This is a genomic window from Streptomyces sp. MAR4 CNX-425 (genome assembly GCF_048656465.1).
In the GTDB taxonomy this organism is placed as follows: Bacteria; Actinomycetota; Actinomycetes; order Streptomycetales; family Streptomycetaceae; genus Streptomyces.
Map to the genome: position 1 here is coordinate 298,594 of NZ_JBMDLF010000003.1, position 20,855 is coordinate 319,448.

17 protein-coding genes and 2 pseudogenes are annotated in these 20,855 nt (G+C 74.3%); 11 read left to right on the forward strand and 8 right to left on the reverse strand.

Annotated features, from left to right (window positions below; all coding sequences use genetic code 11):
- Positions 1-152 precede the first annotated feature (152 nt).
- Both ACHZ99_RS11015 and ACHZ99_RS11020 read right to left on the reverse strand, forming a co-directional pair.
- Positions 153-2,324 (reverse strand): TOMM precursor leader peptide-binding protein, encoded by a 2,172-nt coding sequence (locus tag ACHZ99_RS11015; protein ID WP_420304282.1) that lies wholly within the window; start codon positions 2,322-2,324, stop codon positions 153-155.
- Positions 2,325-2,329: 5 nt separating this feature from the next.
- Positions 2,330-4,186 carry a BTAD domain-containing putative transcriptional regulator gene (locus ACHZ99_RS11020; protein WP_420304283.1) on the reverse strand — a complete coding sequence of 619 codons (1,857 nt, stop codon included), beginning with the start codon at positions 4,184-4,186 and terminating at the stop codon, positions 2,330-2,332.
- A gap of 443 nt (positions 4,187-4,629) precedes the next feature.
- On the opposite strand from ACHZ99_RS11020, the gene ACHZ99_RS11025 reads away from it, so the two are divergent.
- The 5 genes from ACHZ99_RS11025 to ACHZ99_RS11045 are packed head-to-tail and all read left to right on the forward strand — an operon-like array spanning position 4,630 to position 11,201.
- Positions 4,630-5,751: a serine/threonine-protein kinase gene (locus ACHZ99_RS11025; protein ID WP_420304284.1), complete on the forward strand. Its 1,122-nt coding sequence runs from the start codon at positions 4,630-4,632 to the stop codon at positions 5,749-5,751.
- Positions 5,748-6,962 carry a hypothetical protein gene (locus ACHZ99_RS11030; RefSeq protein ID WP_420304285.1) on the forward strand — a complete coding sequence of 405 codons (1,215 nt, stop codon included), beginning with the start codon at positions 5,748-5,750 and terminating at the stop codon, positions 6,960-6,962. Before ACHZ99_RS11025 ends, ACHZ99_RS11030 begins: the two co-directional genes overlap by 4 nt.
- Before the next feature lie 29 nt (positions 6,963-6,991).
- Entirely contained in the window at positions 6,992-7,642 is a 651-nt protein-coding gene (locus ACHZ99_RS11035; RefSeq protein ID WP_420304286.1) for a hypothetical protein, read from the forward strand.
- Positions 7,639-10,140: an Hsp70 family protein gene (locus tag ACHZ99_RS11040; RefSeq protein ID WP_420304287.1), complete on the forward strand. Its 2,502-nt coding sequence runs from the start codon at positions 7,639-7,641 to the stop codon at positions 10,138-10,140. The genes ACHZ99_RS11035 and ACHZ99_RS11040 overlap by 4 nt, the downstream gene beginning before the upstream one ends.
- Positions 10,137-11,201, forward strand: a complete 1,065-nt coding sequence (locus ACHZ99_RS11045) for a tetratricopeptide repeat protein (protein WP_420304288.1) — start codon at positions 10,137-10,139, stop codon at positions 11,199-11,201. Before ACHZ99_RS11040 ends, ACHZ99_RS11045 begins: the two co-directional genes overlap by 4 nt.
- Before the next feature lie 172 nt (positions 11,202-11,373).
- On the opposite strand, the gene ACHZ99_RS11050 is transcribed toward ACHZ99_RS11045, so the two are convergent.
- Positions 11,374-12,216, reverse strand: coding sequence for a hypothetical protein (locus ACHZ99_RS11050; RefSeq protein WP_420304289.1), 843 nt, complete (start codon positions 12,214-12,216; stop codon positions 11,374-11,376).
- Positions 12,217-12,402: 186 nt separating this feature from the next.
- On the opposite strand from ACHZ99_RS11050, the gene ACHZ99_RS11055 reads away from it, so the two are divergent.
- Both ACHZ99_RS11055 and ACHZ99_RS11060 read left to right on the forward strand, forming a co-directional pair.
- Positions 12,403-13,851: an MFS transporter gene (locus ACHZ99_RS11055; protein WP_420304290.1), complete on the forward strand. Its 1,449-nt coding sequence runs from the start codon at positions 12,403-12,405 to the stop codon at positions 13,849-13,851.
- 121 nt (positions 13,852-13,972) lie between these two features.
- Positions 13,973-14,260 carry a heavy-metal-associated domain-containing protein gene (locus tag ACHZ99_RS11060; protein WP_420304291.1) on the forward strand — a complete coding sequence of 96 codons (288 nt, stop codon included), beginning with the start codon at positions 13,973-13,975 and terminating at the stop codon, positions 14,258-14,260.
- Between the two features lie 274 nt (positions 14,261-14,534).
- Here the strand turns inward: ACHZ99_RS11060 and ACHZ99_RS11065 are convergent, their stop codons facing one another.
- Positions 14,535-14,957, reverse strand: coding sequence for a hypothetical protein (locus tag ACHZ99_RS11065; RefSeq protein ID WP_420304292.1), 423 nt, complete (start codon positions 14,955-14,957; stop codon positions 14,535-14,537).
- A gap of 311 nt (positions 14,958-15,268) precedes the next feature.
- On the opposite strand from ACHZ99_RS11065, the pseudogene ACHZ99_RS11070 reads away from it, so the two are divergent.
- Positions 15,269-15,785, forward strand: a pseudogene (locus ACHZ99_RS11070) (hypothetical protein).
- 76 nt (positions 15,786-15,861) lie between these two features.
- Positions 15,862-16,524 (forward strand): class I SAM-dependent methyltransferase, encoded by a 663-nt coding sequence (locus ACHZ99_RS11075; protein ID WP_420304293.1) that lies wholly within the window; start codon positions 15,862-15,864, stop codon positions 16,522-16,524.
- A 511-nt stretch (positions 16,525-17,035) separates the two neighbouring features.
- Here the strand turns inward: ACHZ99_RS11075 and ACHZ99_RS11080 are convergent.
- Positions 17,036-17,464 carry a hypothetical protein gene (locus tag ACHZ99_RS11080; protein ID WP_420304294.1) on the reverse strand — a complete coding sequence of 143 codons (429 nt, stop codon included), beginning with the start codon at positions 17,462-17,464 and terminating at the stop codon, positions 17,036-17,038.
- Positions 17,461-17,739: a CopG family transcriptional regulator gene (locus ACHZ99_RS11085; protein WP_420304295.1), complete on the reverse strand. Its 279-nt coding sequence runs from the start codon at positions 17,737-17,739 to the stop codon at positions 17,461-17,463. The genes ACHZ99_RS11080 and ACHZ99_RS11085 overlap by 4 nt, the downstream gene beginning before the upstream one ends.
- Before the next feature lie 212 nt (positions 17,740-17,951).
- On the opposite strand from ACHZ99_RS11085, the gene ACHZ99_RS11090 reads away from it, so the two are divergent.
- Both ACHZ99_RS11090 and ACHZ99_RS11095 read left to right on the forward strand, forming a co-directional pair.
- Positions 17,952-18,698, forward strand: coding sequence for a tyrosine-type recombinase/integrase (locus ACHZ99_RS11090; RefSeq protein WP_420304296.1), 747 nt, complete (start codon positions 17,952-17,954; stop codon positions 18,696-18,698).
- A 139-nt stretch (positions 18,699-18,837) separates the two neighbouring features.
- Complete coding sequence (locus ACHZ99_RS11095) at positions 18,838-19,164, forward strand: hypothetical protein (protein ID WP_344287379.1); 327 nt, start codon at positions 18,838-18,840, stop codon at positions 19,162-19,164.
- Between the two features lie 16 nt (positions 19,165-19,180).
- On the opposite strand, the pseudogene ACHZ99_RS11100 reads toward ACHZ99_RS11095, so the two are convergent.
- Both ACHZ99_RS11100 and ACHZ99_RS11105 read right to left on the reverse strand, forming a co-directional pair.
- A pseudogene (locus tag ACHZ99_RS11100) lies at positions 19,181-19,449 on the reverse strand (tyrosine-type recombinase/integrase); the annotation flags it as partial.
- Positions 19,450-19,682: 233 nt separating this feature from the next.
- Positions 19,683-20,816 (reverse strand): helix-turn-helix domain-containing protein, encoded by a 1,134-nt coding sequence (locus ACHZ99_RS11105; protein WP_420304297.1) that lies wholly within the window; start codon positions 20,814-20,816, stop codon positions 19,683-19,685.
- Between the last annotated feature and the right edge of the window lie 39 nt (positions 20,817-20,855).

Consider the following 20,855-nt stretch of genomic DNA (forward strand, 5'->3'; position numbering starts at 1 on the left):
CGAACGCGTTGGTCAGGCCCAGCGGGGCCACCTCCACCCGCGGGGGCGTGGCCAGCAGTGCCGCCAGGCGGGTTCTCAGCTCCGCCGCCAGCGCCGCGCACGCCTCGCCCCACGGGCCGGCCGCAGGCGGACCCGCCGGCGGGGCCTCGGGGTCAGCGATCGCCACCGCTGCCCTCCCTCGTCAGCAGCACCCGCGCCGTGTACAGCCCCGCCGACCGCAGGTCGACCGGCGTCGTGTCGCACCACAGCACGTCGCGGCCCGCGGCGCGCAGCCGCTCCAGCACCGCCGGGAACGTCACCTCCGCCGCGGCGCCGCCGTCCCCGTCCGCGTCCCCGGAGACCTGGACCGCCCCCGGCGCCAGGTCCGGCAGCAGCTCGTCGCCCACGTCCGGCGCCTCGCCGGTCTCCGCGGCCAGCTGCACCTGCCCCAGCAGGTCCCGCAGCGCGGCCACCGCCGCGCCCGCCGGCGTGAGCGCCGCGCCCACCGCCCAGCGCGCCGCCACCCCGGGCTCCCGGGCCAGCGCCACCGACACCCCGCTGTGCTCCGACTCGCCGAGGTCGAGCAGCTCCACGCCCACGCCCAGCGTCTCCGCCGAGCGGGTCAGGAACAGCCACTCGGGGTCGTCCCCCGTTGGCTGCGCGCGGTGCGGGATAGCCCCGTGACCACCCCGAACCGCGCGCAGCAACCCTTCGTGCGCCAGCGCCGACAGCAGGGCGTGCCCCGCCGCCTCGCCCGCGCTCTCCCCCGCGCCCGTGCCCCAGGCACCGCGCAGCACCAGCCCGTCGCGGTTGGCCGCCCCCGCCGGGTTCAGCGCCGCCGCGGGCACGGCGACCTCCTCCTTCGTCAGCAGCGACGTCGTCCGGGCCCACGCCGCCACGCCGTCCGCCGTGACGCCCGTGCCGCCGTCCGCGACCAGCGCCTCCGGCCCCAGCCGCCGTATCCGCGCGGGGAGTCCGGGCTGCGGCCGTACCGGCGCGGCGTGCTCGGCGTACAGCGCCGCCGCCGTGCGCAGCCCGCGCTGGCGGGCGCCGGCGAGGTGGTGCACGTCGAACGCCGCGACCGACCGCGGGCCGCCCGCGCCCAGCGGCACCTCGATCCGGCTCACCTTCAGCGGGGTCTGCGTCAGCTCCTCGTCCCGGTAGCGCGTGAAGACGCCCACGTGCGGCCGGATCAGCGCGTCGCCGAGCCGGTTGAGCCGGTTGACCAGCTCCTCCGCCTCCCGCGCCGTCTCCACGGTCACCGTCTCGGCCGCCGTCAGCTCCTCCGGCCGCGGCTCCGGGCCCTCCGCCTCCGCCCCCGCCGCGCACCGCGCGCAGCGCGGGTGCGGGTGCAGCGGCTCGGCGACGACGTCCAGGGAGTCGAGGTCCTGGACGAGCACCTGCCCCTCGGTCTCGGCGGGCAGCGCCCCGGTGACGGTGCGGAAGACCTCGTACGCGAGGAGGTTGCCGACCATCGCCGCCACCGGCCCGGTCAGCGCCCCGCCCGCCGGCGCCGCCGCCGGCTCGGCCACCCCCGCCAGCTCCGCGAGCAGCGCCGCCGCGCCCGCGGGGTCGACGCCGCCGCCGAGCCGCAGCAGGGCGCAGCCGAGGCAGCCGGAGGTCAGCCCGCCGGAGCGGGGGCCGACGACGACGCGGTCGCCGAACGTCCAGGCGGGGATGAGGAGCTGGCCCTCGGCGAGGCCGTCCCGCAGCAGGGCGTGGGTGCGGGCGGGCGCGTCGGCGCCGGTCACGACGAGGATCTGGTACGAGCAGAGCGCGCCCGCGTCGACGGTGCTGAGCACGGCCGGGGACCCGGCGGCGGTCAGCTCGTCGGCCTCGGCGACCGCGGGCTCCGGCCGCTCCTCGGCGGCGACTTCGGCCAGCCCGTTGCGTATCAGCCCCAGCACGCACCACCGCGCCGCCTCGCCCGTGCCCAGCACCGCCACCCGGGTCTCGCGGAAGCGGGCGAAGCGGGCGGCGGCCTCGTCCACGTAGTGGTCGACGTACGCGATCTGCGCGGCGAAGCGCTCCGCGACCGCCGCCGGCGGGCCGGGCGCCGCGGCCGGCGCGGCGTCGCGGGCGAAGTCCCGCTCCACCAGCGAGCCGACCAGCTCGGCGACCATCGCCCGCTGCGGCGCGCCGAGTCCGGCGCAGATGTCGGTGAGGGGGCGGCTGCCGTCGAGGTGCGGGACGATCAGGGAGGCGAAGCGGTAGGCCGTACGCCCCGTCAGGTGGAAGCCGCCGTCCGCGTTGTGGAACAGCACGCCCCCGGGGGTCTGGGTGAACAGCACGTCCCGGCGCAGCCTGGGCCGCATCGCGGCGAGGTCGTCGAACGCTCGTGGCATCCCTCTCACACCTTCTGTTTCGGCTGGCTGGTCCGGTTCTGCCGGGTCGGCGCCCCGGGCGCCCCGGGCGCCCCGGGCGCGCCCGGGCGGCGCCCCCGCGGCCGCGCGCTGCGCCGCGCGTGCAGGCGCAGCAGCGGATGCGGGTGGTACGGGCCCGGCGGCCCGTCCTCCAGCAGGCCCGCGTCGGCGAGCCGGTCGAGCACCGCCTCGCACTCCGCGGGGGCCCGCCCGAGCACGGCGGCGCAGTCCGCGGCGTCCCAGCCGGGCGCCGGCAGCGCGCCGAGCGCGGCGTACGCCTCGGCGAGTTCGGGGTCGAGCCGGTCCAGGGCGGCGTCGAACAGCTCCGCCACCGACATCCGCGGGTGGCCGTTGAGCGACAGCCGGCCCAGCGGGTCGTCGGCCAGCCAGCGGGCGCAGTCGCCGAGCCGCAGCGCCGGCCGGGTGCCGAGCCGCGCGGCGGCGATCACCAGCGCCAGCGGATGACCCGCGCACACCTCGGTCAGCTCCTCCGCGCCGCCCGGCTCGTCCGCCACCCGCTCCGCGCCGAGCACCGCCGTCAGCAACTCCCGCGCCTCGGCCGCGGGGAGGGCGCCGAGGCGGTGGGCCCGTACGCCGTGGGCGGCGACCAGCCCGGCGAGCCCCAGCCGGCTGGTGATCAGCACCCCGTGCCCGGGCAGCGCGGACAGCACGTCGCGCGCCTGCGCCGCGTCGACCACATCGTCGAGGAGCAGCAGCGCGCGTTCCCCCGGAGCGACGCGCGCTGCCAGCTCCTCGACCACCTCGGCGGCACCACGGGGGGAGCCGTCCGGCGCCGCCATGGGGGCCAGCGCCTGGCCGCCGGGGAAGTCGTCACGTACGAGGTGCGCCACCTGCCGGGCGAGCGCGGTCTTGCCGATCCCGGGCCCGCCGCAGACCAGTTCGGCCACCGGCGTGCCCGAGCCGTCGGGCGCGGCGGTCAGCCGCCGCCGCAGCGTGGCCACCGCCTCCGCGCGGCCGGTGAACCACGGCACCGGCGACAGCGCGGGCGGCGGGGCGGGGGTGGGCTCCGGCGCCGAGGCCGCGGGCGCGGCGGCGGCGGCCGCCGTGAGCGCCGCCCGGTCGGGCGTCTCGGTCGCCGGGCCCAGGTCTTCGCCGCGCAGGATCGACAGCTCCAGCCGTTGCAGCGCGGCCGAGGGCCCGACGCCGAGGCCGTCCGCGAGGTACGCCTTGAACCTGCGGTACTCCGCCAGCGCCTCCGTCTGCCGCCCGGTCCGGTACAGCGCCTCGATCAGCTGCTCCCGGAACCGGCCGTGGTCGGGGTGCGCACGGGTCACGCTCCACAGGTCCACCAGCGCCGGACCGCACTGCCCCAGCCGCAGCCGCAGGTCGCAGAGCTGCTCCACGACCCGCAGCCGCTCCTCCAGCAGCCGCGGCACCTCGTCGCGGTGGATGACCTCCGACCGCACGTTGGCCAGCACCCCGGTCTGCCACAGCCCCAGCGCCCCCTGGAGCGCCGCCAGCGCCGCCCCGGCCGACAGCCCCGGCTCCTGCGTGGCCCGTACCCGCTCGCGGAACTCCACGAGGTCCAGGGAGCGGGCGTCCGCGCTGATCCGGTAGCCGCCGGGCACCGCCTCGATGGGGGTGCCGGCCACCTCGTGCTTGGCGAAGAGCCGCCGCAGCCGCAGCACGCACGTCTGGAGCGCGGCCCGCGCGGTCGCCGGCTGCTCGTCGCCCCAGACCATGCGTTGCAGGTAGTCGACGGAGACGATGGCGCCCGCGTTGAGGAGCAGCGCGGCGAGCAGGTTGGCCGGCTTGGAGGGGTGCAGCACGACGGTCTCGCCGCCGTCGCTGATGCTGAGCGGCCCGAGCAGCTGGAACCGCACCGGGCTCACCCGCGGGTCCGGGGTTCTGCGGGGACGCGAACGGGACGGGACGGCGGGGTGGGAGGTGTGATCCGGGTCGTCATGCGGGCCACCTGTGTCCTGTGCGGGATCGGAAGGACGCGGGCGACGCTACCCACGGAAACAGCGCCCTGGCAGGCCCGGAGCTGTCATGAAGCTGCACCGCGGGGCGCAGCTTGCGGCCAGATCCCCCCGAAGCGGGACCGCCGCCAACCGCGCGCCAATCGACCGCCCACCGCGCGCCCACGGAACGACAGCTCCCGGACGCCTGCCCCCGGACGGCGGCCGCGAGGCCCCGGCGCGGGCGGCGCGGCCGGCGCGGGAGGGGTCCCGGGACGGCGGCGGTACAACCGTTGCGAAAGGCGAAAGGCGGAGGGCCAGGACGCGGAGAGCCGGCGGCCGGGAAGCCGGGAAGGGGGCGCGGGATGGCGGCACACCGGACGGCGGGGGGCGGCGCGGCGGGCGCGGCCGGTGCGCCGGGGCCGCTGCTGGCCCCCGGCCGGCGGGTCCACGACGGCCTGGTGGTCGACCGCCGGCTCGGCGAGGGCGCGTTCGCGGAGGTGTACCGCGTCCGCCACCACGTCCTCGGCTGGCAGGCGCTCAAGCTCTTCAAGAACGTGGCCTCGCTCGGCGCCACCTTCTCAAGGCTCGACGAGGCACGCATCCTCTCCACCCTCGGGCACCCCAGCATCATCCGGGTGTTCGACGCCGGCACCGTGGACACCGCCGAGGGCGTGCGCGGCTACTTCACCATGGAGTACGTCGCCGGGGGCAGCCTGGAGCGGCTGGTCGAGTCGCACGCCGGCGCCGTCCCCGTCGACCGGGTCGCCGCCGTGCTGCGGCAGGCCGCCGACGGCCTCGCCGTCGCCCACGGGCGGCGGCCGCCGGTGGTGCACCGCGACCTGTCACTGGCCAACGTGCTCCTCGCGTACGACGAGTCCGGGCCGCGGGTCAAGGTGAGCGACTTCGGGCTCGCCAAGGAGACGGACCCGGCGACCCGGGCGGCCAGCGCCCAGGGCACGGTCGCGTACATGCCGCCGGAGGTGCTGATCCGCGGCCGGGACTACTCCAGCGCCGGCGACGTGTGGGCCCTGGGCACGATCGTCTACTGCCTGCTCACCAACGCCTACCCGTACGGCGCCGGCGACCCGGCGCGGTCCTTCTCGGCGGCGCGGTTCGAGGACCCGCTGCGGCCGCCGAGCGCGTTCAACGACGGCGTGGGCCCGGAGCTGGACCGGCTCGTCGCGGACATGCTGCGCGTCGACCCGGCCGCGCGCCCGCCGATGCGCGAGGTCGCCGCACGCGCCCCGTACGCGACGGACCCCCCGCACCCGGCACCCCCGGCACCCGCTGAACCCGCGGCACCCGCGGAGCCCGAGCCGGAGCCGCCGGACGAACTCGTCCGGGCCGCCATGGCCCTCTCCCGCGTCCCCGGCCGCCTCGCGGACGCGGCCGACCAGCTCGAAGAAGTCCTCGGCCGCCACCCCCGCCTGCGGGAGCGGCACCTGACCCGGCTCGACACCTGGCGCAGAGGAGTAGTCGCGTGAAGGATTCTCCGGCCCGCTTCGCCGACCTGGCGGGGACGCGGCTGTACCGCAGGAACATCTTCGCCGTCACCGGGCTGCCCGTGGACGCCCAGGGCCGTGCCGTACGGCGGCAGCGGGCGCGCCTCGACGCCCGGCTGGCGGTCGAGGAGACCTGGCCGGGGGACGACGGCACGCCCGCCCCGGACGGGTACCGCAAGGAGGAGGTCCGGCTGGCGTTCGAGGAGTTCCAGGACCCCCGCGGCCGGCTCGTGGACGAGCTGCTGTGGTACTGGCGGGACGCCGACCTCGGCTGCGGCTGCGACCCCGTCACGCACCTGCGCCACGACGACGCCGTGGAGCGTCACAGCCGGGCGATCGAGGCGGAGACGGGCGCGATCGACCTCACCGAGGCGGAGCGCACCGGGCTCTGGGACGAGGCCGCCGCCTGCTGGGAGGACCTGCTGGACTCCCCCGACCTCCGCGCCCACATCGCCCGGCGCCTCACCGACCTGGCCGACCCCCGGCTCGACGGCTACTCCTCCGACGACTTCCTGCCCGGCTTCCCCCGGCTGCTGGTCTCCCCGTTCGCCGAACTCGCCGGCGACCGGGCCGTCCGGCCGCGCCTGGCGGCGGCCTGCGACCCCTGGATGACGTGCCCGGCCTTCGCGGCGGCGCTCCACGACACGTTCGAGGAGCCGGTGACGGAGGCGGTCGAACGGGTCGGCCAGGGGCTGCGGCTGGCCGCCGAGGAGCACCACGCGGACCGGAACTGGGACGCCCTGCAACTCCTCGGGGACCGGGTGCTGCCCGCCTTCGGGGAGCTGGAGCCCCTCAAGCCGTTCGCGTCCGAGTCGCAGTACGAGGAGCTGGCGCACACGGTCGCCGTGGCGGTGAACAACGTCGCGCTGTCGATCTGCGACGACAGCCGGCCCTCACGGGGCCAGAAGGACAAGGCGGTCGATCTGCTGGAGACCGCCTACGAGATCGCCCCGGAGCGCGACGAGGACCTCATCCACCAAAACCTCCTGGCCCTCTACGAGCACGGCGCGACCGGAAGCACCGGAGCGCGGCAGAACCCGGGCGGGGAGATGAGGACCGCCGAGTGCGCCGGGTGCATGTTCGGGATGGCGGCGCTCATCGGCGGCGTCATCGCGGGTGCGACGGCGGGCTGGAGCTGGGCGGTCGGCATCATCATCGGCGGGTTCGTCCTCATGGGCGTGTTCTCGTCATGAACGCACACCACGGACAGGGGAGGACCCCGATGACACCGCGCACCCGCCACCGGCGGTCGAGGGGGCGCGTCCGCGCCGCGCTCGGACAGTGGCGCCAGCCGCCCGAGTTCCGCGTCCCGCCGCCGGCCTTCGGCCCCGGCCAGGCGGCCTGGGTCGCGGGCGTGCTGGCGGAGGTCGAGGCGGCGGAGGCGCTGGCGGGGCAGGCCCTCGCGGAGGCCGCGGCCGCCGTCGAGGGCGCCGCGGTGGCCGCGGCCTCGGAGTCCGCCGCGGCCGCCGAGGCGGCGGCGAAGCGCGTCGGTACGGGCGCCGGCGCCCGCGCCCTCGTGGGCGCGGCCACCGGCCTGTGGCGCGCGCTGCGCAAGCTCGACCGGGACGTCGGCTCCCTCTCCGCCGCCGACCTGCGGCAGGTCCGTATCCAGGTGCGCGCCAGCCGGCAGGCGCTCGCCGACGACGGGCTGGAGATCCAGGACCACGACGGCGAGCCGTTCGATCCCAGCCTCTCCCTGGAGGCGCTGGTCTTCCAGGACGAGCCGGAGCTGACCCGCGAGGTGGTGCTGGAGACCGTACGGCCCACCGTCTACTTCCGCGGCAGCCGCATCCAGATGGGCCAGGTCATCGTCGGCCGGCCCGTGCCCCCGCAGACCCCCGACGAAGAGACGACCAAGGAGAGCCCCGCGTGAGCGAGACCATCGACTACGGCATCGACCTCGGCACCACCAACAGCGCGATCGCGGTGGCCGAGGACGGCGGCGTGCGCGTCCTGAAGAACAACGACGGCGCGGACACCACCCCGTCGGCGGTGTGGATCCCCAAGAAGGACGCCGTGTACGTGGGCAGGCGGGCCAGGGAGCGCACGGAGTCCGACCCGGCCAACGCGCACGCCGAGTTCAAGCTGGAGATGGGGGTGGCGGGTGCCACGCGCCGGTTCGAACGCGCCGGGCTGTCCCTGACGCCCGAGCAGCTGTCCGCCGAGGTGCTGAGGTCGCTGCGGCAGGACGCGGCGCAGGAGTCGGGGTTCCAGCCGGAGGCCGCGGTGATCACCGTGCCCGCGGCCTTCGCCCTCAACCAGAACAACGCCACCTCGGACGCCGCCGCCCTCGCCGGGCTCAGCGAGCACTGCCCGCTGGTGCAGGAGCCGACCGCCGCGGCCATCGCGTACGGCGTGCAGGACACCTCGGACTCCGCCCACTGGATGGTCTTCGACCTCGGCGGCGGCACGTTCGACGCCGCCGTGATGAGCAAGCGCGACGGCGAGCTGCAACTGATCCAGCACGCCGGCGACCCCTATCTCGGCGGGAAGCTCATCGACTGGGCCATCGTCGACGACCTGCTGGCGCCCGCGATCCGGCGGGACCTGGGGCTGCCGGACTTCACCCGGAGCAACCGCCGGTGGGTGGGGAACTTCGCCAAGCTCAAGATCGAGGCCGAGAACGCGAAGATCGAGCTGTCCCGGGCGGAAAAGGTCGACCTCATCGTCGACCTCGCCGACGGCGACGGCGGCTCCACGCCCTTCGAGTACACCCTGACCAGGGGCGCGCTCGACGACCTCGCGCTGCCCTTCTACACCCGGGCGGTCACGCTCTGCCGGGAGGCGCTCGCCGAGAGCGGGCTGCGCCCCGACCACATCGACGGGCTGCTCCTGGCCGGCGGCTCGACGCTCAGCCCCGGGCTGCGCGAGCTGCTCGCCGGCCCGGACACGGGGCTCGGCATCGCCGTGGACCACAGCCAGGACCCCACCACGGTGGTGGCCCGCGGCGCGGCGGCGTTCGCCCGTACCGTACGGCGGCCGCGGAAGGCGGTGACGGCGGCGCCGGGGGAGTTCGCGGCCGAGCTGAACTACCCCGTCCAGACCGTCGACACCACCGAGATCCCGGTCTCCGGCAAGCTGAGCGGCGGCAGCACCACGGTGGACTGGACGCGGTACGCGGTCGTGCTCGGCAACCCCGACGGGAAGCCGCCGTTCCGCGGGCCGCGTACAGCGCTCACCCCGGAGGGCACCTTCTACACCGAGGTCGCCCTCACCGCCGGCACCACCTCCCGCTTCACCGTGGAGCTGACCGACGACACCGGCACCCGGCAGCGGCTCGCCGGCGACACCCTGTCGATCACCCACGCGAAGGTCGTCCCCGGCGAGGCCGTGCTGACCGGCACCCTCGGCATCGGCCGCGCCGACGGCACGTTCGACCCGCTGCTCCGCAAGGGCACGACCCTGCCCGCCATGGTGACGAAGGTCTACCGCACCACCATCGCGCTGCACCGCTCGGAGCCGGACGCGGTGATCCGCATCCCGCTGCTGGAGGGCGAGCGGGGGCGCGCGGAGCGGAACACGCGGGTGGGGCTGCTGGAGATCCGGCCGCGCGACGTCCGTATCGACCTGCCGGCGGAGAGCGAGGTCGAGGTGACGTTCGAGATCGAGGCGAGCAGCCGCGAGGCCGTCGTGACCGCCCACATCCCGCTGGTCCAGCAGCAGTTCGAGGCGACGGTCAACCGCACCGAGCTGCTCGCGCCGGAGCACCCGGAGCTGGTCGACCGGCTGCACGGGCTGGAGCAGCGCGTCCACACCCTGACGGAGCGGGCGGACGACGCGTACGCGGAGCAGGCGCGGGCGAAGCTGGAGAACCTGGCCGAGCACCGGCCGCTCGCCCAGCTGCGCCGCGAGGTGGACGCCGCGGCCGTCGACACGGGCGCGGCGGTGACCAGCGACCGCCGGATCCGCGACCTGGAGGCGCAGCTCGACGACGTCGAGGACGCCATCGAGATCCCCGGTCTCGAACGGCAGCTGTGGGACCAGCTGAGCGGCTGCGAGGACATCATCCAGCAGGTCGGCGGCAGCCCCTCCGACCGGCGGGAGCTGGAGAGCCTGCGGGCGCGGGCGAGCGCGCTCGGGAAGGACGCGACGCCGGCTGACCTGCGGCGGCTGTCGAAGCGGGCCGGGGAGTTCCAGGTGGAGCTGCTGCGGCGTACCGACCAGTGGGCGTACCTGGTGTTCAACGCGCTGGTCGAGATGCGCGACCAGATGTACCCGCGGCACCTGGCGGACGCGGCGGTCCGCGACGGCCGGCAGGCGGTGGCCATGGGCGACATCGAGGCCCTCGGGGGCGTGAACGAGCGGCTGCGGCGGCTGCTGCCGCCGGACGTCGCGGACGTGGCGGAGCGGATCCCCGGCGGGCTGAAGTGAGCACGCGGGAGGAGGAGCCGGTGGTACGCACCGGGCCGGCGCCGGACGCCGCGGCGGGCGGGGACGGGGGCGGGGAGCCCGGCGGGGAGCCCGGCGCGGGCTCCGGCCGGGACTCCGGCGGGGACTCCGGCCGGGACTCCGGCGCGTCGGCGGCGCGCACGCTGCGTACGGCCCTGCTGGTCGCGCGCGTCCGCACGGCGGTGCGCGCGGGCGAACTGGACGAGGCGCTGCGGCTCCTGCGCGCGGCGGACGCCCGGGACGTGGCGGAACGCCGCGACCTGCTGGACCTGTTCGCCCGCGTGCACGCCCAGCGCGGCGAACTGGACGCGGCCGCCTCGTACTGGCGCCGCGTCCGGACCCGCCACCCCGACGACCCGGCCGCGGCGGCGGGCCTGGCACGCCTCGACCGGCTCAACCGCCGCGGCCCCCGCGCGTCGCTGGCCCGCCACCGGACCCGTACGGCGGCGGTGGCGGCGGTGTGCGCGGCGGCGGCCCTGGCGACGGGCGCGGTGGGGGCGGTGGCGCTGGTCGACGACGGGGACCCGGCCGCCGGGCCCGCGGCGGCCGCGGCCCCGGCGGCCGGGCAGATCGAGGAGCGGGTACGGAAGGAGCTGGCGGACGCCGCCGAGTCCGCCCGCACCCGGGAGGCCGCCCGCCGCGCGGAGGCGGCCCGGGACCTGGCCCGTACGCTCCGCTCCCCCGGCGTACGGGCGCGCGCCCGGGACGCCGCCGTGGAAGTGGCCTTCACCGACGGGGTCTTCTCGACGGGCGCCGAACTGACACCCGCGGGCACCGCCCGGCTGGCCGCCCTCGGCGCCGACCTGACCGCCCTCGACGCGGGCATCGCCGTCCACGGCCACGCCGCGACCGTCCCCGGCGCCCCGCGCCGCGGCGGGTCGGTGGTCGCGCTGTGGCGCGCGCTGGTCGCGGCCCGCGAGCTGAGCGCGGCGAGCGGCAAGCCGCTGACGGCGTTCACGACGGCGAGCGCGGACCAGCGGGAGGCGCCGTACGCGGAGGACGCGAAGAACCGCACGGTGACGGTGGTGATCACCCCGAGGTGAGGCCGCCCGCGGCCGGCGGCGGGACCCGGAACCGCCACCCGGCCGACGCGGCCGTCGCGGCGGAGGTCGAACACGCCGAACCGGAACTCGATCTCCGCGGCGCGCGGCTCACCGCAGCGGGGGCAGCGCTGCTCGGCGTCCAGGTAGTTGTACGTGCCCTCCGGCCGGGCCGCTAGCCGAGCTTCCGCAGCACGTCGGCGATGTTGTCCCGGTACGTCTCCAGCGACCGCAGCGCCGCCGCGTAGCGGCCGGGGTGCCGGGCGATGTCGGCGGCCTGCTTCCCGGCCTCGACGGCGTGCACGATCTCGGTCGTGCGGTGGCGGAGCTTGCAGGTGACGTCGGCCACGGCGGTGGCCCGCTCGCGCCGCGTGTGCCGGGTGTTTCCGTCGTCGCCCCGCCGCCAGGCGTCGTCCGTGTACGCCGCGACCGGCGTGGGGTAGCGCTCGAATCCCTGCTCGCCCATGCAGCGGGACCACGCGGCCCAGGCCGCGCGGGCCCGCGGGTCCCGCTCGACCGCCTTGTCGACGGCGATCGACCGCCGGCTCGGGTAGGCCCAGTCCCGCTCGACGTCGATCCCGCGCATCAGCCGCCGGCCGGCCGCGGCGCTACAGGCCGGGTAGTCCGCGTACTCGGCGGCGGTCATGCGGCGGCCCTGCGGCCGGACGGCCGGCGACTGCTCCGGGTCCCAGCCGTAGCCCCAGCGCCGGGCGTCGTCGAGGTCGACGGCGCCGGAGCCGGTGACCACCACCGCGGCGCCGACGACGGGGTCGTCGGGGTAGCGGGGGTCGAGCGGGAAGTCCGGGTGGCCGCGGTCCGCCATGCACCGCCGCACCAGCAGCGCCGTCGCCCGCTGGCTGCGTTGGTGGTCCTCCGCCGTGGTCTCGTAGCGCTCGGCCGGGAGCGGCCCGGGGTCCGGCACCGACCCGGCGCCCGCGAACTCGGAGCCGGAGGCGCAGACCGCGGCCAGCACCGCCGTCCCCGACACGGCCGCCAGCCGTAACTTCCGTCTCCGCATGCGAGGCGATGCTAGCGAACCGGCGAGGCCGGTCCGAAGGCGTCTCCGTCGCCGCCTGGCGTCCCCGCGGCGGCGCCCGCCCCGGCCGCTCCCACCGCCCTCCGCCCCGGACTGGCCTTGGATACCTCCAGGGGGTATCTTACACTCTCCACCACAACATACCCCCCAGAGGTATAGGAGACCGCCATGTCAACGCCCGAAGCAGCTCCCAACCCGCGGCGCTGGACAGCGCTCGCGCTCATCGCCCTGGCGCAGTTCATGGTGATCATGGACACCTCGGTCATCGGCGTAGCGCTCCCCGAGATGCAGGTCGACCTGGGCTTCTCTCAGGAGAACCTGTCGTGGGTCTTCAACGCGTACGTCATCGCCTTCGGCGGCCTGCTCCTCCTCGGCGGACGCCTCTCCGACCTCTTCGGCGCCAAGCGGATCTTCGTCCTCGGCTGGATCGTGCTGGCCGGAGGGTCCCTCACCGCCGGCCTCGCCGGCGAGGTCTGGGTCGAGCTGACCGGCCGCGCCGCGCAGGGCGTGGGCGCCGCGCTGATCGCCCCCTCCGCGCTCACGCTGCTGATGATGCTCTTCGGCGCCCGCCCGAAGGAGCTGACCAAGGCCCTCGCCCTGTACGGCGCCGCGGCGCCGGCCGGCGGCACCGCCGGCGTCTTCCTCGGCGGCGTCATCACCGAGTACGCCAGCTGGCCCTGGGTCTTCTACATCAACATCCCCATCGCGGCGATCGTGCTGGCGGCCACCCCGGCCGTCATGCCCTCGGCCCCCGCCCGCCGGGGCTCCGTCGACTTCGGCGGCGCGATCACCGTCACCGCGGGCCTGGCCGTCAGCGTCTTCGCCATCGTCCGGGCCCCCGAGGTCGGCTGGGACTCCGGCGAGACCTGGCTCACGCTCCTGGGCGGCGTGGTGCTGCTCGCCGCGTTCGTCGCCATCCAGGCCAGGCGCCGCGAACCCCTGATGCGCCTGGGCATCTGGCGGGCCCCCAACCTGGCCGGGGCGAACATCGCGCAGTTGCTGATGGCCGCCGCGTGGATTCCGATGTGGTTCTTCCTCAACCTGTACTTGCAGCAGGTGCTGGGGCTGGGCGCGTTCGAGTCCGGGGCGGCCCTGCTGCCCATGACGGTGGCGATCATGATCATGATGATCGTCCTGGCGCCCCGCCTGATCGCCCGGTTCGGACCCAAGCCCCTGATCGTCACGGGTCTGCTGGCGCTCGCGGGCGGCATGCTGTGGCTGTCGTTCGCCCGCGCCGACGGGACCTTCGCCGCCGACGTCCTGCCCGCCTCCCTGCTGGCCGCGGTCGGCATGTCGCTGGCGTTCATCCCCTCGCTGGGCACCGCCCTGTCGAGCGCCCGCCCGGAGGAGGGCGGCCTGGCCTCGGGCATCGTCAACACCAGCTACCAGGTCGGCTCCGCACTCGGCCTCGCCGTCATGACGGCCGTGGCCGCCGCGCACGGCTCCCGCGAACTCGGCAACCCCGTCGCCCTCACGAACGGGTTCTCCGCCGCGTTCCTGGGCGCCGCCGGACTGGCCGCCGCGGGCGCCCTCGCCTCGCTGGTCACGCTGCGGACCGCGCCCGCGGCGGAGCCGCAGCCGGTCAAGGAGCCGAGCGCCGGCGCGGACGCCGTCTGAGCCCGCCCGCGGGCAGAGAACCGCCCCGCTTGCGGCAAATACCGCCAGGGGGTATAAGAGAGAATCGACTCATCGATACCCACCAGGGGTATCGCGCACAGAGCTCACCCGGGAGGATCTCATGTCCAACTGCTGTACGCCCGACGGAAGTTGCTCGACGAGCGCGGCGGGCGCCACGACCGACGCGGCAGCCGCGCTCACCACGGTCTACGAGGTCACCGGGATGACGTGCAGCCACTGCGAGAGCAGCGTCACCCAGGCGGTCGGCGGCCTCGACGGCGTCCTGGGCGTGAACGTCGACGTCGCGTCGGGCCGCGTCAGCGTCACCACCGACGGCGAGCCCGACGACACCGAGGTCTCCAAGGCGATCCACGAGGCGGGCTACCAGGTCACGGGCCGGACCACCTGACGCCTCCCGCCGTACCGGCCGGGCCCCCTTCGAGCGGGGGCCCGGCACCCGGGCGGGGGCCTCGCACCGCTACGGCCCGAGCGGACGAGTCACTCACCCGAAGCCGCCGCGGGACGTGGGTCGCCGCCCGACCGGCCGGGTGCACGTGAGAGCAACGAACTCGCGGCAACACTCCCCGCAAAACCCCGCAAATCCCCCACCCGCCGCGACTTTCGCCCATCTACGTGCAAATGCCCGGCCGGTGGGGCGCTCCGGCCCGGGGCCGGGGAGCGCTTCACGCAGGCGGAGTGTCCTTCGGGGCCGACGCCGGGGGTTCCGGCCCGTCCGCCCCCCGCGCCGGCCCGGTCCGGTGCACCCCGGGTCCGGGTTTCCTCCGGCGGAGACGGCTCCGCACACCGTGCGCGAGGAGGAGGACCAGCGGTACGGCACACAGCGCCGCCTGCACGGTCACGGTGACCCAGAGGCCGTGAGTCACCCCGAACCACAGGACCAGCGGCGGCGTCGCCAGCAGCGCGGTGGCGGCGAGAACCAGGCCAACCCACCAGCCCAGGAGCTTTGTTCGACCTGGCGGAGGATGGGACTTGTGACTCCACCCGATGTCCAACAGAAAGTTGAGGGATAACACCAGGGGGATCGGCGTCCACTTCACCAGGACCACCGCCAGGCCGACGTCAAGGAGCAGGTGCAGCAGTCCCATACGGGAAGTGTCCTCCCCGCCACAGCGGCCCGCATGAGTACGCGTACTCACACCCCCGGCAGACCCGCCCCGCCCCGACGTCCGCCGCCGCGGCGGCCCGTCGCCACACCCGGCCCGCGACACGCGCAGGGTCAGCAGGGGACGTTCAGGCGCCCCTGACGCCTTGGGCCGCCATCCGTCCGGCCAGGGACGGGGCCCCGGAGCCGGGTCCGGCTGCTCCCGGCCTGGACACGGGGCGCCCCGCCTGCCGCCCACCCGGCGGGCGGGGCACCGCACCACCGCATCCACACCAACGGATCACGGAGGAGCACATGAGCACAGCACTGGAACCCGTCCGCACCGCGACCACCCATCGCGACCCGCGGGCACTGCTGGACGCGGTCCGACCGCGCATCAAGGATGCTGACGTACAACGTGCTGGAGTCCCCGGGCTCCGAGCAGGTCACGCTGTGGGAGCGGGAGATCAAGCTCCTCATGCGCGACGGGACCATGGTCCGCAAGATGGCCGAGCCGATCCTCGACAACGCGATCATGTGCCTCGTCACCGCCATGGAGCACCCCGAGGTCCACCTCGGCGTTGGGAAGACCGTCGACATCGGCGTGCACCAGATCATCCTCGACACCCCCGTGTACTTCGCGTTCTGCGAGGCGTACAACGGCGGCCGGTACAAGCACCACGCCCCGCTCATCGACCGCCACCGTGACGGCACCGTGCTGCGCACCGCCGACTTCATCCGCGGCTGCGGCTTCGCCTCGGACGAGGAGTTGTGGGCGATGGACGGCGCGGAGTGCTCGCCGTGCGACAACAAGGCCCCCGACAGCCACTGACCACCCCTACGCTGGCCCCGCCCCACACCCCCGAGGGGCGGGGCCGTCCCTTCCCCGAGCGCCCAAGGAGGCCCGGTTGCCCGCCCGTCACAACCTCGCCCACGAGACCGAACTGTGGGACGCCTACGCCGAGAGCGTCACCAAGGACATCACCGAGCCCGTCCTGAACTGGACGCAGTACGCCGGCCACGGCCCCGGCCCCGAACTCCTCGGCGACCCGAAGACGGCGCTGGAAATCGGCTGCGGCACCGGCCGCGCCGCCGTCCACCTCGCCTCCCGCGGCGTCGAGGTCACCGGCCTGGACCTGTCCCCGGTCATGGTCAAGCAGATCACCGCGCACTGGGCCGGCCGCCGCGTACCGGAGTTCGTCTGCGGCGAGGTGCTGGACTACCTCACGGGCACCGGCCGCACGTGGGAATCGGTGTACTCCATCTTCGGCGCCGGCTGGTTCACCGACCCTGTCAAGCTGCTCCCGCTCGTCGCCCAGCGCCTGGCCCCCGGCGGCGTCTTCGCCTTCTCCCAGCCGCCGCCCATCCCCGGGGCGTACGGACCGCAGGGCATGTACAAGGGCGGCTTCGCCGGGAAGGCCCTGTACACCTACCGCTACAGCTACACCCCGCGGAAGTGGCGGATCCTGCTGGAGCGCGCCGGCTTCACCGACATCACCGTCGACGTGCTCCAGGCACCAAAGCGGGACCACATCGGCACCCTCATCGCCCGCGCCGCCCTGGCGCCCTGAACGCCCGCGTATGGCGCCGTGGCGGCGGCTGCGCGCCTCCCGTCTACGGAAGGACGTGCGCGGGCAGAGGACGGCCCCGGGAGCGGATGCACGCTCCCGGGGCCGTTCCGTGCGCGCGGTGGGTGACGTGCGGGCGTGATCGCCTGCAGTTCGGCCGAGCATCGGCCGAACTGTCGATCTCCACGGGCTTCGGGAACAAGTTGGGGCCAGATCAGATGCGTTCGGACTCGAACCCACAACCAACGGACTAAAAGGCCAAGTCCTGACGTGATATCCGGTGCCAGTTCGCCCGGTCTTGTACTGTCTGTGCTGGTCAGCGGTGTTGCCCCATGCTGCTGGGTGTTATCCGATACCGGCTCGTCCCAAGGCGTCCGCGCTCCCCTTGCGCTCCCCTGAGGTCGCCCCCGGCGGCGGGGGCCGTCGGAGACGCCGATTCGCCCGTAGTCGAGACTCCACAAGTGCCGAACTGCCGGATCTCGGCAACTGCACATCGCCGAGGTGGTGCCGACGGTCAGACCTTCTTGACCAGGATCGTGCTGGGTACCAGCCGTTCCAGATCGTCGACATCCGAGGTGAAGACGGTGACCTGGCCGGGCTGTTCCCGCGCAATGACCGCGAGCACGGCATCGATCGCATGCTTGTGGCCGTGCATCTTGGCATCGGCCAGCAGGCGCCGAGCCTGTCGAGCGGTGTCCTTGCCCACGTCGGCGACCTTCATTCGCGAGAGGACCCAGTCCCAGCGGCGCTCCGTGGTCCGCCCGTCGTACGCCTCCACCAGCGTCATCGGAGAGGTCACCACATCGGCCTCACCTCGGGAGGCCAGCTCCAGACGGGCGATCATTCGCCTGTCGCCGCGTACGGCCAGCGACAGCGCCTCGCAGTCGAGCACGAAGACCCGCAGCGGCCGAACATCGCCGGCGGCGGAGCGCTTCTTCGTCACGCGGCCTCTCCCGGGTGCCCTTTGCGCGCATCATGCCGTCGACCGTGCTCCGCGTCCAGCTCGTCTAGCTCCGCAAGGGCGTCGGCCCGCTCGTCGTCGGTGACCGGGCCGTGTTCCTCCTGCAGCCAGTCGACCAGCTCACGCAGCCGGTCCCGATCGCGCTGGGCCCGCAGCGCCTCCGCGACATACGCTGACAGGCCGCGTTCCGCGGCCTCGGCCCGGATGTCGTCCAACAGCTCCTCGGGGATCGTGACCGTGACTTTCCTCGTCGCCATACTTCTCACCATACTCCCCATACCTCGAAGAGGGGAGTGTTTGCCGACGAAGTACGGGAACCCCATTGACAGACCCCCGGCGCCCTCCGGGACTCGCGCCGTCTCGTCGACGAGGCTGGCGTAGTCGGAGCCGGTCAAATCGTGCAGCCAGCCGGTTACGGCGCTATAGGCTGCCATGCCGGCCGCCGGTAGTACGTGCCCGCGAGGGCGTCGTGAAGTTCCCCCGCGAGGACGGCAACCCGCTGCGCCCCGACGATGTCAGCAAGCTGTTCGCCGACCTGGTCGACGAGGTGCGTTTCGACGACGACGCGCACCTGCCTGACGAGGAGCGCCGGCGCCTGCGTCGCGTACGGCTTCACGACCTGCGCCACGGGCAGGCGTCGCTCATGCTCGCCGCCGGCGTCGACATGGCCACCGTCTCGAAGCGACTTGGCCACTCCTCCATTTCGATCACGTCGGACACATACTCGCACCTGCTCGGCGGCGTTGGCCGAGACGCTGCGGACCGCGCCTCGGCCCTCGTACCGCGTCGCCGTCGCGCCGCGTCCTCTGCACCGACCGATGGCGAGCGTGACCGCTCTGTGACCACCTCGCCTACAGATTCGCCGGACGAGATCGCGCCGGAATCGACGGAACCCCCGCAGGTGCAGGTCAGCGGGTGTTCGGATGCCGGTACAACCGGTAGGCCGCGTGGGACTCGAACCCACAACCAACGGATTACTCGAACCCACAACCAACGGATTAAAAGTCTCCGAGGCTGCCAGACCACCATGTTCCGACGACTCCCGCGGCGTTCCGTCGGATGCCGGATACTGCCGCTTCCCGCTGGTCAGCGTACCGACCGGCATGCCGTGAGCGCCTGTCTCGTGCCGGGTAGTTCCGGCTACTTCCGAGACGTTCGGCCGAGCATTGGCCGAGCAGAAAGGCCCTCGCCACCTGGGGTGATGAGGGCCTGTTGAAGGTGCTGTCACTCTATCGTCCAGGCATGGCTGCGGCCATGTCACCTGATCGGGTGAATCGTCAACACGGGATGCTGCACAACCTCGTTGCGGCAATATCGTCTGTCCACCTAACAGGACAGAGGAGCAAGGGGGGCTCGTGGACCTTACTGAGGTCGAGCAGGCCGTCGAGGCTGGCAGCGGGTATGCCGCCATCTCGGTGAAGACGCTCAGGGACGCTTTCGGTGCCCAGCGCGCCAAGAGCAACGTTGTTCAGCAGATCTCCGCGGGCCTCCGGGCTGGAGGCTACGGGCACGTTCCCTTCAACATTCCAAAGCGCCAAGACCGGATGGTGCTCGTGTACCGCCTCGATGGCTCTCGGGGATCCGCCCTGCTCGCGCTCGTCGAAGCCGCGCACGGCGATGGAGAGCAAGCCAACGGGTCGGCGTGGCTACTGTCGAACATGCTGACGAACATCGACGAGTAGGGGACCTGACGCACTGCTAAGGGAGGGCAGGAGTCGAGGGGGGACGCCTTCGCGCCCGGGGCACCACCGCGGCGGCGCGCTCCGCGATATCCCGGTCCACCTGCGGCAGCAACGACGTGTAGGTGTCGGACGTCAGGGTGATCGTGGAGTGCCCAGCATCTCCTTGATCGCGTGGAGATCCGCGCCGGCCGCGTGCTGCACGGTCGCCGCCACGTGCCGTAGGTCCCGCAAATTGATGGGCGGCAACCCGGCCTTGTCGGAGAGCTGCCGGAAGACGCGGCTCAGGCGGAGTCGGCGGCCTGCCAGTACCTGTCTGACTGGGTCGCGACGAAGAGCCGGTGGGCCCTGGCCATCGACGAGGCTGAGCGGGCCGCGCTCGTCGACCGCGCCGGGCAGTGCCCGGGTCTCGAAGTCGAGTACGAGCCCGCGCCGTAACAGCGCACAGAGCGCCCCCTGCCCTGGCCACACGGCCGGGGCAGGGGGCGCTTTCGTGTGTCTGTAGGGCGAACACGCGGGTGTCACCCGGTTCCTGCGACCTCGCGTGCGGTGTCCGCGAGCCAGGATGGGGCGTCCCGGTCGATGGCGCGGAGGGTGGAGCGGAGACGGACGCGGGTCCGTGACGAGGTGACCGTGCGCAGGATCGGTTCGAGTCGGAGCAGCGGGGCTTCGGCTTCCCGCCACGAACCGAGTCGCACCAAGGCGGTCAGCTCCGCGAGCACGTTGCCGAACTCCCGGCGTTCGCCGCCGCCTCTGGCGGCTTCCGAACTGCGCTGAAGGTGCGGCAGCGCCGCGTGCGGGTCTCCGAGGCTCAGCAGCGCCTCGCCCGTGTGCAGTTCGACTTCGGTGGTGTCGATCCACCAGGTGAATGCCGGGTCGTTGGCGTGTATCGAGTCCTGAAGCGCTCCAGTGGCCCGCTCCAGGGCGTCCAGGGCGCGCGTCCGGTCTCCCGCCTGCGCAAGGCTGCGCGCGCGTCGCACGCGGGCCATCAGGGCCACCCGGCCGGGCACCTCCCGTCCTGCCAGCATCTCGTCTGTGATCACCATAGCTTCACCAGCGCGGCTGGTGTGCACGTCGATCATGGCGATCAGATCCAGGACGAACCACTCCAGCGGGCTGTCTCCGGCGAGGCGGGCCAGGGTGTGCGCCTCCGCGAGCGTGGTCCGCGCCTCACGGAACCGGGCGGCGTCGTGGAGCAGCCACCCTGCTACCTCCCCGATCTCCGCCACCTGGGCGAGTTGCTTCTTGGTCTCGCCGGTGATCCGACCGCGTTCCGCCTGCCACACCTGTACGGCGGCGTCCGCCACGTGGTCCCCGCCGTGGCGGTTGTCGTGGGCGAGCAGCCACCCCACGGCGTCTTGTACGTAGGTGTCGGGCTCCTGGTCGGTGCGGTCCGGCAGCTCAGCTTCCCCCCGAGCTTGCGCAGCTTTCCGCTCCAGTTCGTCCAGAGGCACGCCGAGGGTCTGCGCCAGCGGCGCCAGCCACGCATCCGGTACGCGCCCGCCGCGCTCCCAGCGTGAGACCTCGTTCCGGGTCACGGAAGAGACCCCCGCGGCGAGACACAGCTGCGCGGCGACCTGCCGCTGGCTCAGGCGGGCGGCATGGCGCAGCCGCGCCACGTAGGCGCCGAACTGCCGCTTCCGCTCTGTGCTCACGCTGGCCCCTCCCTCTCTCAGTCTGGCCCCTCCCTAGCC

Coding starts and splice junctions, on each gene's coding strand:
- ACHZ99_RS11015 (WP_420304282.1), bottom strand. CDS start 2,324: ATGCCACGAGCGTTCGACGACCTCGCCGCGATGCGGCCCAGGCTGCGC.
- ACHZ99_RS11025 (WP_420304284.1), top strand. CDS start 4,630: ATGGCGGCACACCGGACGGCGGGGGGCGGCGCGGCGGGCGCGGCCGGT.
- ACHZ99_RS11035 (WP_420304286.1), top strand. CDS start 6,992: ATGACACCGCGCACCCGCCACCGGCGGTCGAGGGGGCGCGTCCGCGCC.
- ACHZ99_RS11050 (WP_420304289.1), bottom strand. CDS start 12,216: ATGCGGAGACGGAAGTTACGGCTGGCGGCCGTGTCGGGGACGGCGGTG.
- ACHZ99_RS11055 (WP_420304290.1), top strand. CDS start 12,403: ATGTCAACGCCCGAAGCAGCTCCCAACCCGCGGCGCTGGACAGCGCTC.
- ACHZ99_RS11060 (WP_420304291.1), top strand. CDS start 13,973: ATGTCCAACTGCTGTACGCCCGACGGAAGTTGCTCGACGAGCGCGGCG.
- ACHZ99_RS11065 (WP_420304292.1), bottom strand. CDS start 14,957: ATGGGACTGCTGCACCTGCTCCTTGACGTCGGCCTGGCGGTGGTCCTG.
- ACHZ99_RS11085 (WP_420304295.1), bottom strand. CDS start 17,739: ATGGCGACGAGGAAAGTCACGGTCACGATCCCCGAGGAGCTGTTGGAC.